Source organism: Actinomadura formosensis, assembly GCF_050948385.1.
Classification (GTDB): domain Bacteria; phylum Actinomycetota; class Actinomycetes; order Streptosporangiales; family Streptosporangiaceae; genus Spirillospora; species Spirillospora formosensis.
Genome location: NZ_CP192011.1, coordinates 6,083,105 through 6,096,993, shown reverse-complemented (window position 1 = coordinate 6,096,993; position 13,889 = coordinate 6,083,105). Strand labels below are relative to the sequence as shown.

Sequence of the window (13,889 nt, the reverse complement as noted above, 5' to 3'; positions counted from 1 at the left end):
TCGAAACCCCTGGTCACGGGTAGCCGAGTCCGTATCCGGCCGGTTTGCCGCCCGCCGGTACCGGCAGCCTGCCCGTCGGCTTCACCGCCCCGCTCAGCACCTTGGCGAGCGCGTCGATCGAGACCGCGCCGGCGGAGTAGGTGGCGAGCGCCGCCGCCGCGCCGCCCGCCGCGCCCAGGTCGTAGGGACGGCCGAGCGCGGCGACCACGACCGGTTTCGGGCCGAGCGCCCGGACCCGGGACGCCGTCGCCGCTCCCGCGTTCTCGGTGGTCAGCACGGTGACGTCCGCGGAGCCGGGGGAGGCGGTCGCGACGCCATGGCGGCGGAGGGCCGCCTGGAGCCTGGCGCTGCCCGGACCGGACACGGCGACCTTCCTGCCCCTGAGCGGCAGCAGCCCGCCCCTGTTGCGGACGAGCGTGACCGCGTGCTCGGCGACCTGCCGGGCCGTGGCCCGGTGCGCGGACGCGCCGACCGCCGCGCTCGCCTTGGCCGGGTCGACGGCCGTCCCCTGGAAGAGGCCGCGCCGCTGCTTGAGCCGGAGGATGCGGGTGACCGACTCGTCCAGCCGCTTCTGCGTGATCTTCCCGGATCGGACGGCCCGCACCACCGCGTTGAAGGCGCGCGGCAGGCTCGGCGGCATCAGCAGCTGGTCGGCGCCCGCGTTGATCGCCCGCACCGGGACGGCCGCGTCGCCGTACTTCTCGCGCACCCCCGCCATCTGCAGCGAGTCCGTCGTGATCACGCCCTGGTAGCCGAGCCTCTCGCGCAGCAGCCCGGTCAGCACCGGCTTCGACAGGGTGGCCGGATCGCCCGACCTGTCGAGTTTCGGGACGACGATGTGGGCGGTCATGATGACGTCGACACCCGCCGCGATCGCCGCCGTGAACGGGGGCGCGTCCAGGCGCTTCCAGAGCGCCGGCGAGTGCCCGATCACCGGCAGGCCGGTATGGCTGTCGACGGCGGTGTCGCCGTGCCCGGGGAAGTGCTTGGCGGTGGCGGCGACCCCGGCCTCCTGGTAGCCGCCGACGGCCCCGGTCACCATCGTGGACACGAGGGCCGGGTCGGACCCGAACGAGCGCAGCCCGATCACCGGGTTGCGCGGGTTCACGTTCACGTCGGCGTCCGGCGCGTAGTCGAGGTTGATGCCGACCGCGCGCAGCTCGGTGCCGGTGACGCGGGCGGCGGCGCGCGCGTCCGCCGGATCGCGGGTCGCGCCGAGCGCCATGTTGCCGGGGAACCGGGTGATGAACGGCGTGCGCGACACGATGCCCTGCTCCTCGTCCACCCCGAGCAGCAGCGGGATCTTCGACGCCTTCTGCAGCGCGTTCGACTGCGCCGCCGTCCGGGCGGGGGAGCCGAAGTTCTCCGGGAAGTAGATCAGCCCGCCGACGTGATACCCGCGGATCTTCGCGAGGGCGTCGGCGGGGCCGGAGAAGGCGGGCACGAACAGCTGGCCGACCTTCTCCTCCACGCTCATCTTCGCGACGCGGCCGGGAATCCACGCGTCCGGCGCGGCCGTCCGGGCGGTCGGTGAGCCGGGCGCGGCGGACTCGGCGGACGGCGTCCGCCCGCTCTTGCCGCTCCCACCGCCGCAGCCCGCGACCCCGCAGGCCAGCAGGGCCGCCGCCGCGAGCGCGAGGGGACGTGAAGCACGCACCTGACCAGGCCCCCCGACGTGGTCTCGGTTCCTCGGTCGCATCGGACGCCCGCGACGGTAGCCGCTCCCCCGTCCGCTGTCGACTCGATCTCGGGTGGCTCTGGTGTCACCGTGGTCACACTGATCACGATGGACCCCGGACTCGCAGGCGTTGCGGATCCTGTGGGGTCCATCGCGATGCACTGGACGGCCGTGATGCCGTCCGGTCGGCCGGGCCATGGACGGCCGGGCCGGGTTCCGGGTCGCCTTCCGCGCGGGCGGAACGGCTCAGCCGGGCAGGGGGTGGCCGAGACGGCGCAGCGCCATCCCGGCCGCGCCGACGGCTCCGTCGCCGGCGCGGCGCGGCGCCTCGGCGAAGCGGTCGCGCAGCCCGCTGCGGACGGCCTCGGCGACGGGGCCTTCACGGAGCACCGAGCCGTGCATCACGACCGGTGCGCCGGGGTCGGGCAGGGCCGGGCGCACCGCGTCGACGTCGCGCAGCAGCCACTGCGCGGCCTCCTCGGTGATGCGCCTGGCCACCGGATCGCCGGCGGCCGCGGCGGCGGCGACCACCGGGCCGAGCCGGCCGAGGGCCGCGGGCGGGCGGCCGTACACCTCCTTGATGATCGCTTGGGCGAGCCGGGGATTCGGCGGTGCCCCGGGCAGTCCGGGATGCCCCGGTGGATCGGGGGCCACCGGGTGGCCCGGCGGCCCCAGCGAGCCCGGCGGCCCGGTATGCCCGGCGTGGCCGGGCGGACCGCCGCCGGATGGGGGACAGGGGGCGTCGGGGAGCAGCACGGCGGTACCCGTCCCGCCCCCGCTCGGGGGCGCCCCACCGGAGGTGAGCGAAGCGGCCTGCGGCAGCACGGAGGTGCCCGGTGACGACGAAGGGGCGCCGGCCATGGCCAGCGCCCCCGGGCGGCGGGGTCTTCGCCGTTCCGCGTCCATCTCCGCGACCACGGTGGCGCCGAGCAGCGCCCGGGGGACCGAATCGGTGAGCAGGGTCGGGGAGCCGCGGCCGTCGTAGGCGGCGAGCGCCGCGCGGACGGCCTCCTTCCCCAGCCACACCGCCGAACCCTCGTCCCCGACGAGCCAGCCGTAGCCGTCCGCGCGCTGCACGATCGTCCCGTCGCTGATGACCGCCGCGCCGGCGCCCGTGCCGGAGAACACCACGATGCCCTTGGGCTCGCTGGTTCCGGCGGCGAACGCCACCGCGATATCGGTCACCACCGCGGGCGAGCCGCGCAGGCCGACGGCCTGCCAGGCCTGCCGCGCCGCGGTGACGGCGGCGGGCCGGCCGGCGGAGCCGGCACCGGCGATGCCGAACACGCCGGTGAGGATGTGGGTACGGTCCAGGTCCCCGAGCGCCTCCCGCAGGGCGGTGGTCAGCGCCCCCGCGGTGTCGCCTCCGGAGTTGGGGTTGGCCCCGGGGCCGGTGCCGGAACCGGCCAGGGCGCCCCCTAGCGTCAGCACGACGCAGCGGGTTTTCGTGCCACCCGCGTCGATACCGACCACGTAAGGACCGGCCAAATGGGTCAACACATGGGCGACCGTAGCCTTTTCTACCGTTGACGGGACATCCTGCACGTAAGAAAATTTCCTCCATGAGGAAACCCATCGGCCCCGAACAGGGCCTTGAGCGGGGGATCACGGGGGATCCCGGAGCGCCGCCGGAGGAGGCGGCGCCCGGCAGGGACGCCACACCGCTGAGCACCGTGGTGCGGGTCCGCTCCCTGCTTCCCTCGCTGCCCCCCGCCGAGCGACGAGTCGCGCAACGCGTCATCGAAGACCCCGAGGGGGTCGCCAACTCCACCATCACCGAGCTCGCCCAGACCTGCGGCACGTCCGAGACCACCGTCATCAGGTTCTGCCGCGCGATCGGGTTCCACGGGTACCCGGAGCTGCGGCTGACCCTCGCCACCGAGGCGGGACGCGCCCAGAGCGCCGCCGGCGGACGGATCATCGGCAGCGACATCAGCCCCGACGACTCCCTTGAGCAGATCGTCGAGAAGGTGACGTTCGCCGACGCCCGCGCCGTGGAGGAGACCGCCTCCCAGCTCGACATCAAGATGCTCGAACAGGTCGTGGACGCGGTCGTCGCCGCGGACCGGGTCGACGTCTACGGCGTCGGCGCCAGCGCGTTCGTCGCGGCCGACTTCCAGCAGAAGCTGCACCGCATCGGCCGGGTCTGCTCGGCCTGGTCGGACGCGCACATCATGCTGACCAGCGCCGCCGTCCTCGGGATCGGCGACGTGGCGATCGGCATCTCGCACACCGGCGCGACGGTGGAGACCATCGACGCGCTGGAGGTCGCGAAGACCAGGGGCGCCACGACCGTGGCGCTCACCAACTTCCCCAAGTCCCCGATAGCGGAGGTGGCGGACCTGATCCTGACGACGGCCGCGCGGGAGACGACCTTCCGCTCCGGCGCCACCGCCAGCCGGCTGGCGCAGCTCACGGTGGTCGACTGCGTCTTCGTCGGAGTGGCGCAGCGCACCTACGGGCCGACCCGCAAGGCCCTGGAAGCCACGTACGAGGCGGTCCGCGGACGGACCGTGCGACCCGACCGGAGGCGTCGGTGATCGATTGCGAGCTCCCCACGGAGGGCCGGAACCCCCGGACCCTCGATGTCGACATGCTGCCGACCATGGAGGTGCTGCGCCTGATCAACACAGAGGACGCGACCGTGCCGACGGTCGTGGCCGCCGTCCTGCCCGAGATCGCCCGGCTGGTGGACCTCGCCGTCGACTCCCTGCGCGCGGGGGGCCGCGTGCACTACTTCGGTGCCGGCACGTCCGGCCGGCTCGCGGTGATCGACGCCGCCGAGCTGCCGCCGACGTTCGGCATCTGGGGCCGGGTGGTGGCCCACCACGCCGGCGGGCCGGGCGCGCTGTCCCAGGCGGTCTCGGGCGTCGAGGACGACACCGACCTCGGCCGCCGGGACGCCCGCGACGTCCGGCCGGGCGACATCGCCGTCGGCATCGCGGCGAGCGGCCGCACCCCGTACGTGGTGGGGGCGCTGCGCGCCTCCGCCGCGGTCGGGGCGCGCACGGCGCTGATCAGCTGCAACCCGCACACGCCGTACGGGGACGAGGTGGAGGTGCACATCGGGCTCGCCACCGGGCCCGAGGTGATCAGCGGCTCCACCCGGATGAAGGCGGGCACGGCGACCAAGCTCGTGCTCAACTCCTTCTCCACCACGCTGATGATCAGGATGGGGCGCACCTACTCCAACCTGATGATCAGCGTGAACGCGCTGAACTCCAAGCTGCGCGCCCGGCTGGTGCGCATTCTCACCGAGGCGACGGGGATGGACGCCCGTACCTGCGAGAACGCGCTGGCCGAGGCGGGGGGGAACACGCGCGTCGCGCTGGTCTCGCTGCTCGGCGAGGTGCCCGCGGCACGGGCGACGACGGTGCTGGAGGAGGCGGACGGCGGCGTCCGCGAGGCACTGCAGAGGCTGAGGTCCGCCTGAAAGGACCGTGCAGGTGAAACCGGGGGGCGACGGCGGGCGGCCGGCGCACCGGAAGGGACGGACCGGCGGGGGGAGACGCCGGCCGATGGGGGGTCCGCGCCGTGCGAGCCACGGCGCCGGTCAGTTCTCGTAGCGGCGCAGTTCCCCGCGGGCGACGGTGCGCACGTGCACCTCGCCCGGGCCGTCGAAGATCCGCATGGCGCGGACCCACGTGTACGCAGAATGGGATTCGGTTGATCTGGGCGGGATCGCCTACCATCGGGGGGTGCCCTCCGAACGACCCGTGAAAGCCGTCATCACCGACTGGGGCGGCGTCCTCACCTCCCCGCTCGCCGACGCCATCGCCGTCTGGCTCGCCGCCGACCGCATCGATGCCGAGCACTACAAGAACGTGATGCGCGCCTGGGTGAAGGAGGCCTACGACGGCGCCGGGACGAACCCGATCCACGGGCTGGAGGACGGCTCGCTCTCCACCGGGGAGTTCGAACGTCTCCTCGCCGCCGAACTGCTCACCGTCGACGGCGGCACCGTCGAGGCCACCGGGCTCATCGCCCGCATGTTCGGCGCGTTCACCCCCGTCGAGCCGATGTACGACGCGCTCCGCTCCGTCCGCGCCGCCGGGAACCGCACCGCGCTGCTGTCCAACTCGTGGGGCAACGAGTACCCGCACGACCTGTTCGCCGACCTCTTCGACGCCGTCGTGATCTCCGCCGAGGTCGGCATGCGCAAGCCCGACGAGCAGATCTTCCGGCACGCCCTCGGCCTGCTCGGCCTGGACGCCGCCGAATGCGTGTTCATCGACGACATCGAGCACAACATCCGCGCCGCCGAGGCACTCGGCATCCGCGGCATCCACCACACCGATCCCGACACCACCATCGCCGAACTGCGAGACCTCGCCCTGCTGCCCTGACGGTCTGGCAGACTGCTGACCGTCATGCGCGTCTACCTGCCGTCCACGCTCACGCTCCTCGCCGGCGTCCACGCCGCGGGGGAGATCGGCCCCGCGCCGCTCGCCGCCCACGCGGTCACGCCCGCGCTCCGCGAGTGGTACGCGAGCGGCGACCTGGAGGAGCTGGAGTACGCGGCGATGTCCGCCGCCGCCCGCGCCTCGCTCCGGCTGCTCGCCGCCGACCCGTCCGCCCCGCGCCGCCGGGTCGTGCTCGCCGCCGAGGTGCCCGACGCCGCGGCCGGCCGGCCCCGCGGTGCCGCCGGCCCCGCGAACGGCGACCGTTCCCTGGTCGAACTGTCCGCCCCCATCTCCTGGAAGAAGATCGCCTCCGGCCACGTGGACGACATTGCCGCCGTCCCCGACATCACCGCCGCCGTGGCCGCCCTCACCGCCGCCGACGCCGGCGACGAGGACGCCCGCTTCACCGTGGACGGCGCCGAGGGCCACGAACTCCTCTGGTACGCCACCCAGGAACTCCCGCATCTGCTCGATTAGCCCAGTGCCCTGGCCGGGGGTGCGGGGTCGCCTCCGACAATGACGCCGGCGCGGCCGGTATTTCGCTCGCGGGTGGGCGGGTAGGTCCTTCGGCACGTCGACAACGCCGTCGGATCGCAGGGAGTCGCCAGATGGACGCCGTCACCACCGTGCCGGTACCGGCGAACGAGCCGGTGAAGGGGTATGCGCCGGGCAGCGGCGAGCGCGCCGCGCTGGAGGCCAGGATCAAGGAGCTCGGCGGGGCGCAGACCGAGCTGACGATGACGCTCGGCGGCGAGCGGCGCATGGGCGCCGGCACGCCGATCGACGTCGTGGAGCCGCACAACCACGCGCACGTCCTCGGCCGCATGGGCGAGGCCACCGAGGCGGACGTGACCGAGGCCATCGCCTCGGCGCGGGAGGCGGCGCCCGCGTGGCGCGCCATGGCGTTCGAGGACCGCGCCGCGATCTTCCTGCGCGCCGCCGAACTGCTCGCCGGGCCGTGGCGGGCCACGCTGAATGCCGCGACGATCCTCGGCCAGTCCAAGTCGGTGCAGCAGGCCGAGATCGACGCCGCCTGCGAGCTGATCGACTTCTGGCGGTTCAACGCCGGCTACGCGCGGCAGATCCACGAGCAGCAGCCGCTGTCGCCGCCGGGCGTGTGGAACCGGATGGAGTACCGTCCGCTGGAGGGGTTCGTCCTCGCCATCACCCCGTTCAACTTCACCGCGATCGCCGGGAACCTGCCGACCTCGCCCGCGCTGATGGGCAACGTCGTGGTCTGGAAACCGTCCCCGACGCAGCAGCTCGCCGCGCACTTCACGATGCGGCTGCTGGAGGCCGCCGGCCTCCCGCCCGGCGTGATCAACATGGTCACCGGGAACGGCCGGGCCGTCTCCGGCGTGGCGCTGCGCCATCGCGACCTCGCCGGCCTGCACTTCACCGGGTCCGTCGGCACGTTCCAGACCCTCTGGCGGGCGATCGGCGAGAACATCACCGGCTACCGGGGCCATCCGCGGATCGTCGGCGAGACCGGTGGCAAGGACTTCGTCGTCGCGCACCCGTCCGCCGACCCGGCCGTGCTGAAGACGGCCCTCGTCCGCGGCGCCTTCGAATACCAGGGGCAGAAGTGCTCCGCCGCGTCCCGCGCCTACATACCGCGTTCGGTCTGGGACGGGATGCGCGACGAGTTCTGCGCCGAGGCCGAGTCCCTCACCATGGGCAACGTCGCCGAGGACCTGTCGGCCTTCATGGGCGCCGTCATCGACGCCCGCGCGTTCGCCAAGCACCGCCGCGCGATCGAACGCGCCCGCGGCATCGACACCATGAAGATCCTGGTGGGCGGCGAACTGGACGACTCGCGCGGTTACTTCGTCCGGCCCACGGTCCTGGAGTCGTCCGACCCGGCCGACGAGATCTTCACGACCGAGTACTTCGGCCCGATCCTCGGCGTGCACGTCTACGACGACGGCGACTACCACGCCGTCCTCACCCAGATGGAGAGCGTGTCCGAATACGGCCTCACCGGCGCGATCATCGCCGACGACCGCGCCGCCATCGCCGAGGCGACCGACCGGCTCCGCTTCGCCGCCGGCAACTTCTACATCAATGACAAGCCGACCGGTTCGATCGTCGGCCAGCAGCCGTTCGGCGGGGCCCGCGCGTCCGGCACCAACGACAAGGCCGGCTCCGTCTTCAACCTCACCCGCTGGACGAGCGCCCGTTCCATCAAGGAGACCTTCGTCCCGCCGACCGACTACCGCTACCCCCACATGGGTCCCTGACGCACTCCCGCGCGGACGGTTGCGGTCGTGGGCGGCAGGCCGGACGATAGGCTCGCTTGACCGCCGCGGGTACCGGGACCGGTGCCCGCCCACGCCCCTCCGACCGCGCATGGGAACGGGATGTCGACGCTGAACCGCCTGGTGCTGTGGAACATCGATCACACGCTGGTCGACGTCGGGCGGGTCACCCGGGACGCCTACGCCGAGGCGTTCCAGCGGACCATCGGACGGCCGCTCGTCCGGCTCGCCCCGACCCCCGGCCGCACCGAGTCCGAGATCATCTTCGAGACCCTCGCGTTCAACGACGTCGTCACCACCGACGACCACCTGCCCGCCTTCGTGAAAGCGCTCACCGAGGCGTTCGCGGCCCGCCGCGCCGACCTGCGCGCCCACGGCCGGGTCCTCGCCGGCGCCCGCGAGGCGGTACGGGCGCTCGCGCACGTCCCGGGCGTCGTCCAGTCCGTCCTCACCGGCTCGGTGCAGCCGAACGCCGTGCTGAAGGTGACCGAGCTGGGCCTCGCCGACCCCCTCGACCTCGACGCGGGCGGCTACGAGAACGGCGTTTACAGCAAGGCCGCCCTCCTCGAACTGGCCCGCGGCCGCGCCGGCGAACGCCACGGCACCGCCTACCCCGAGTCCGCGGCCGTCTACATCGCCGACTCGCCCCGCGACGTCCAGGCGGCCCGCATCGCCGGCTCCCCGATCATCGCCGTCGCCACCGGCAGCGCCACCGAGGCCGAACTCCGCGCCGCCGGCGCCGGCACCGTCCTCGCCACCCTCGCCGACACGAACGCCGTGGTGGCCGCCGTGGCCGACCTCACCCGGATGTGACCGCCGGGCGCCGGGGATGAGCGGGCAGGGCGAGGCGCGGGCGCGCGAGGTCGCCCGCCGGCAGGGCTTTGACCTGGGGCGGGGCGGTGCTCCGGCGCGTAGCCGCGGGCGGATCGGGCAGGTTGCGCGGTACGCGGAGCGGGGCCGATATTGGGATGGCCGCGCACCGTGGCGCGGCGGGGAGGGAGAGAGATGGCCCGTGAGGTTTCCGAAGGTTCGGCGCTGTGGGAGCCGTCGCAGGAGGTCGTCGCCAAGGCGCGGGTGACCCGCTTCGCCCGATGGCTGCGGGACCGCGGCGTCCTCACGGAGTCCTATGACGACCTGTGGCGCTGGTCGGTCACGGAGGTCGACGCGTTCTGGGACGCGATCTGGTCGTACTTCGAGGTCGTCGGCGAGCGCGGCGACGGCCCCGTCCGGACGGGCGGCCCCATGCCGGTGGACGGCCTGAAGTGGTTCCCGGGCGCGACCCTCAACTACGCGGCGAACGCGCTGCGCAGGGCGCGGGAGACACCCGACGAGACGGCGGTGGTCTTCCGGTCGGAGGCGGGCGGGCACCGGGTGCTGACCTACCGGGAGCTGGCGCTGCACGTGGCGGAGGTCCGCGCGGGCCTGGCCGGCCTGGGCGTGGGCAAGGGCGACCGGGTCGCCGCCTACATCCCGAACATCCCCGAGGCGCTGATCTGCTTCCTGGCGACGGCGTCGCTCGGCGCGATCTGGTCGTCGTGCTCTCCCGACTTCGGGTCCTCCTCGGTGATCGACCGGTTCGCGCAGATCGAGCCGAAGGTCCTGATCGCCGTGGACGGCTACGCCTACAACGGCAAGCGGTTCGACCGCCGCGGGATCGTCGGCGAGATCGAGGCCGCGCTGCCGAGCCTGGCCGCCACGGTCCTGATCCCCTACCTCGACCCGGCCGCGACCCCCGAGGGCCTGCGCGTGGGGGTGCACTACGCCGACCTGCCCCGTCCCGGCCGCGACACGCTGGAGTTCGAGGACGTCCCGTTCGACCATCCGCTGTGGGTCGTCTACTCGTCCGGCACCACGGGCCTTCCCAAGCCGATCGTCCACGGCCACGGCGGCGTGGTCCTGGAACACCTCAAGGCCCTGTCCTTCCACCAGGACCTCGGCCCCGAGGACGTGTTCTTCTGGTTCACCACCACCGGCTGGATGATGTGGAACTACCTCATCGGCGGCCTCCTGGTGGGCTCCACCATCGTCATGTACGACGGCGCCCCACTCGACCTATGGGGGCTCGCCGCCGACAACGGCGTCACCTACATGGGCGTGGGCGCGCCCTACATCATGGCCTCGGCCAAGGAGGGCCGCCGCCCCGGCGAGGAAGTCGACCTGTCCGGGCTGCGCGGCATCGGCTCCACGGGCTCGCCGCTCCCGCCCGAAGGCTTCGCGTGGGTGTACGACACGGTCGGCAAGGACCTGCTGCTCGGTTCCTTCTCCGGCGGCACCGACCTGTGCACCGGCTTCGTCGGCCCGTCGCCGCTGCTCCCGCTGCGCGCCGGCGTCATCCAGTGCCGCGGCCTCGGCGCCAAGGTCGAGGCGTTCGGCGAGGACGGCAAGCCGGTCGTGGACGAGGTCGGCGAGCTGGTCATCACCGAGCCCATGCCGTCCATGCCGGTGTTCTTCTGGAACGACGAGAACGGCGAACGCTACCGGGACTCCTACTTCGACATGTATCCGGGCGTGTGGCGGCACGGTGACTGGATCAAGATCCTCCCGGACGGCGGCTGCGTCATCTACGGCCGCTCCGACTCCACCCTGAACCGCGGCGGCGTCCGCATGGGCACGTCCGACTTCTACCGCGTCGTCGAGGCGTTCGACGAGATCACCGACAGCCTCGTCATCGACACCGGCCGGCTCGGCGAGGAAGGCCGGCTGCTCCTCTACGTCCAGCTCGCCGAGGGCGCGTCCCTCACCGACGACCTGGTGCGGAGCCTGCGGCGCGAACTGCGCTCCGCGCTGTCGCCCCGGCACGTCCCGGACGAGATCACCGCCGTCCCCGGCATCCCCCGCACCCTGTCCGGCAAGAAGCTGGAGGTCCCCGTCCGCAGGATCCTCCAGGGCACCCCGGTCGACAAGGCCGCCAACCGCGACTCCATGGCCAACCCGGAGGTCCTCCCCCACTTCACCCCGTAGGAGCTACTCCGTCCAGGGCTTCCACCGCTCGGTGTCGATCTCGAAGCCGAGCGGCTCCGGAAGCCGGATGATCTCGCCGAACTTCCACGTGTGGAGCGGTTCGTACGTTCCCGCCTGGACGTCCGGCTCACCGTAGAGGGTGACTCCGGGCACCCGCGGGTCACGGTCGACGAGCAGGTAGAACGGGATGCCCGACTGAGCGTAGGCACTCCACTTGGTGCCGGGCGCCTGCACAAGCCGCGGGGGGCGGTCGTAACCGGCGTTCGACGGTGAGGTGATCTCAACGACCACCTTTACCTCGTGGGGCAGCACATGCCTGCGATCCTCATCGTCGACCCTCTCGGCGACCTGCTTGTCCATGATGATGAGGTCGGGCACGCAGCCGTCTCTGACCGGTACCAGATTGAGTTCGTTCGTCTGCACGCTTTCCCAGCGGAACCCCGGATCGGCCGTCTCTGCCGCGTACATTGCACGGTCAATGGCCTTTGCCACGCGATTGTGGCGGAAGGCGGGAGCGGGTGACACGACGATCTCTCCTCCGATGACCTCGACCCGGCTGCCGTCGTTCGGGAGGTTGATCTCGTCGGCGAGTTCTCCCCGGACCCACAGGGCATAAGGAGTGTCCGACAGCGTGTAATGCGCAACGGCTGCAACGGCCATGACACTGGGCTCCCTGTTGGCAACGGATCGTGACATCGTAAGGGTGAAGACGGCCTCATCGTACCGAGAACGCGGAAAGATCAGCGGGTGCGGGCGCGGCGTCCGGTGCGGGCGCGGCGTCCGCCGGACGTTGCCATGCGGTCAGTTCCTCTTCGGCGACACCCTACTCGGCCGTACCGCTGTGAGAAGCGCTGGTATTAGGGTAGTTCTCCTGCTAGATCGCGTCGTAGAGTCGCAGGATCGGGTGAACTTCCCTCGGGTTTCGGGCGTCACATACTCGAAGGGGTGATCCGGGCTGGGGGGCACGGCCCGTCGATCGAGAGAGGGACGGTTCCACGCATGGAGGTTGGGGCGCTGCGGTCCGGTGACCTGGATCGGCTGGGGTCGTACGCCCTGATCGGCCGGGTGGGCGAGGGCGGGCAGGGCACGGTGTTCCTCGGCGTGGCCGAGGACGGCCGGCAGGTCGCGATCAAGCTGCTGCACGCCGAGCTGACGTCGGACGACAAGGCGCTCGCCCGGTTCCTGCGGGAGCTGGAGGTCGCCAAGCAGGTCGCGCCGTTCTGCACGGCCCAGGTGATCGACGCGGACGCGACCGGCGACCGCCCCTACATCGTCAGCGAGTACGTGCCCGGACCGTCGCTGAACCAGCAGGTCCAGGCGGACGGCCCGCTCGGCGGCGCGGCGCTGGACCGGCTCGCGGTCGGCACCGCGACGGCCCTCGCGGCGATCCACCAGGCGAAGATCGTCCACCGTGACTTCAAGCCGCACAACGTGCTGATCGGCCCGGACGGCCCGCGCGTCATCGACTTCGGCGTCGCCCGCGCGATCAGCGGCGCCACCACGCTCACCAGCCGGGTGATCGGCACCCCGTCCTACATGGCGCCCGAGCAGATCAGCGGCGACGAGGTCGGCACGCCCGCGGACGTGTTCTGCTGGGCCGCGACACTGGTGTTCGCGGCGACCGGGCAGGCCCCGTTCGGGCAGGACACCATCCCCGCGGTGATCAACCGGATCCTGCACGAGGAGCCGGACCTCGGCGACCTCGACGGCGCGCTGCGCGAACTGGTGCTCGACTGCCTGGAGAAGGACCCGGAGCGGCGGCCCGGCGCGCGGCAGGTGCTGATGCGGCTGCTCGGGCACGAGGAGGCGGCCGGACGTCCCGCCGCCCGGTCCGGCGCCACCGACGAGACCGCGATGCTGGCCGCCGGGTCCGTGCTGGCCGCCGAGGCCGCCGAGGGCGAGGACGTCTTCGACCCCGACCCCGTGTTCGGCGACGACCCCGTCTTCGATGATGCCGCCGACCCGGCCGACGAGGCCGTCTTCCGGGACCCGGAGGCGCCCGCGGCGGCGGCGGCCTTCCACAGCGCGGCCCCGGACGGCACCGACCCGGGGGGCGACGGGCCGGCCGCACCGGCCGGATGGGGCGCCGACACCACGCTGCCCCGCGATCTCGTCGCGGGCGGCGCCGGCGGTGGCGGCCTGCGGCGCACCCTCGCCGGGTCCGGACGGTCCGCGCTGCTGGCCGGAGCCGCCGCGCTGTTCGTCGCGATCGTGGTGGTCTCGTCCGTGCTGGTGCTCAGCCCCGGCGACAAGGGCAAGGCCGGCCAGAAGGTCAGCGACCCGAGCGCGTCGCCCGCGTTGAGCGTCGAGCCGAGCACGGCGCGGCCGACGACGCACCGGCCCGTGCAGCAGACCACCGCCCCCTCCCGCGGGCCGGCCCCGTCCGGCACGCCCACGCCCACCGAGAGCCCGTCGCCGTCCGGCACGCCCACGCCCACCGGCGTTCCGACCGATCCGGCGACCACGAAGCCGACGACGAAGCCCAGTGACACCCCGCCCGACCCGTCCAACCCGCCGCCCGACCCGTCCAACCCGCCGCCCGGCTCCGGGACGGGGAGCGGGGGCGCCGGCGGCGGCACCGGCTGACAG

At 73.0% G+C, this 13,889-nt stretch carries 11 protein-coding genes; 8 read left to right on the top strand and 3 right to left on the bottom strand.

The genetic code is table 11. The features are described from left to right. Nucleotides 1-13 precede the first annotated feature (13 nt). Nucleotides 14-1,657 carry a glycoside hydrolase family 3 protein gene (locus ACQP1N_RS28650; RefSeq protein ID WP_067797664.1) on the bottom strand — a complete coding sequence of 548 codons (1,644 nt, stop codon included), beginning with the start codon at nucleotides 1,655-1,657 and terminating at the stop codon, nucleotides 14-16. A gap of 267 nt (nucleotides 1,658-1,924) precedes the next feature. Continuing rightward, nucleotides 1,925-3,178 (bottom strand): N-acetylglucosamine kinase, encoded by a 1,254-nt coding sequence (locus ACQP1N_RS28645; protein ID WP_242608613.1) that lies wholly within the window; start codon nucleotides 3,176-3,178, stop codon nucleotides 1,925-1,927. A 62-nt stretch (nucleotides 3,179-3,240) separates the two neighbouring features. Between ACQP1N_RS28645 and ACQP1N_RS28640 the strand changes: the two genes are divergently transcribed. From ACQP1N_RS28640 to ACQP1N_RS28610, 7 genes are all read left to right on the top strand, one after another. Then, nucleotides 3,241-4,218, top strand: coding sequence for a MurR/RpiR family transcriptional regulator (locus ACQP1N_RS28640; protein ID WP_084262860.1), 978 nt, complete (start codon nucleotides 3,241-3,243; stop codon nucleotides 4,216-4,218). Between the two features lie 53 nt (nucleotides 4,219-4,271). After that, nucleotides 4,272-5,111 carry an N-acetylmuramic acid 6-phosphate etherase gene (locus ACQP1N_RS28635; RefSeq protein WP_242608620.1) on the top strand — a complete coding sequence of 280 codons (840 nt, stop codon included), beginning with the start codon at nucleotides 4,272-4,274 and terminating at the stop codon, nucleotides 5,109-5,111. 265 nt (nucleotides 5,112-5,376) lie between these two features. Further along, entirely contained in the window at nucleotides 5,377-6,024 is a 648-nt protein-coding gene (locus ACQP1N_RS28630) for an HAD family hydrolase (RefSeq protein ID WP_242608612.1), read from the top strand. 24 nt (nucleotides 6,025-6,048) lie between these two features. Then, nucleotides 6,049-6,558 (top strand): DUF6912 family protein, encoded by a 510-nt coding sequence (locus ACQP1N_RS28625; protein WP_433227632.1) that lies wholly within the window; start codon nucleotides 6,049-6,051, stop codon nucleotides 6,556-6,558. Nucleotides 6,559-6,689: 131 nt separating this feature from the next. After that, on the top strand, nucleotides 6,690-8,321 hold the full coding sequence (pruA, locus tag ACQP1N_RS28620; RefSeq protein WP_067797649.1) for an L-glutamate gamma-semialdehyde dehydrogenase: 1,632 nt from the start codon (nucleotides 6,690-6,692) through the stop codon (nucleotides 8,319-8,321). Between the two features lie 120 nt (nucleotides 8,322-8,441). Continuing rightward, complete coding sequence (locus ACQP1N_RS28615; RefSeq protein ID WP_067797646.1) at nucleotides 8,442-9,152, top strand: HAD family hydrolase; 711 nt, start codon at nucleotides 8,442-8,444, stop codon at nucleotides 9,150-9,152. 192 nt (nucleotides 9,153-9,344) lie between these two features. Beyond that, nucleotides 9,345-11,300 (top strand): acetoacetate--CoA ligase, encoded by a 1,956-nt coding sequence (locus ACQP1N_RS28610; RefSeq protein WP_433227631.1) that lies wholly within the window; start codon nucleotides 9,345-9,347, stop codon nucleotides 11,298-11,300. Nucleotides 11,301-11,303: 3 nt separating this feature from the next. Here ACQP1N_RS28610 and ACQP1N_RS28605 read toward each other — a convergent pair whose 3' ends face one another. Continuing rightward, a complete protein-coding gene (locus ACQP1N_RS28605; RefSeq protein ID WP_433227630.1) occupies nucleotides 11,304-11,960 on the bottom strand; it encodes a Uma2 family endonuclease in 657 nt (218 codons plus the stop codon). 339 nt (nucleotides 11,961-12,299) lie between these two features. Here ACQP1N_RS28605 and ACQP1N_RS28600 point away from each other — a divergent pair, with 339 nt between their 5' ends. Continuing rightward, nucleotides 12,300-13,886 (top strand): protein kinase domain-containing protein, encoded by a 1,587-nt coding sequence (locus ACQP1N_RS28600; RefSeq protein WP_433227629.1) that lies wholly within the window; start codon nucleotides 12,300-12,302, stop codon nucleotides 13,884-13,886. Nucleotides 13,887-13,889 lie beyond the last annotated feature (3 nt).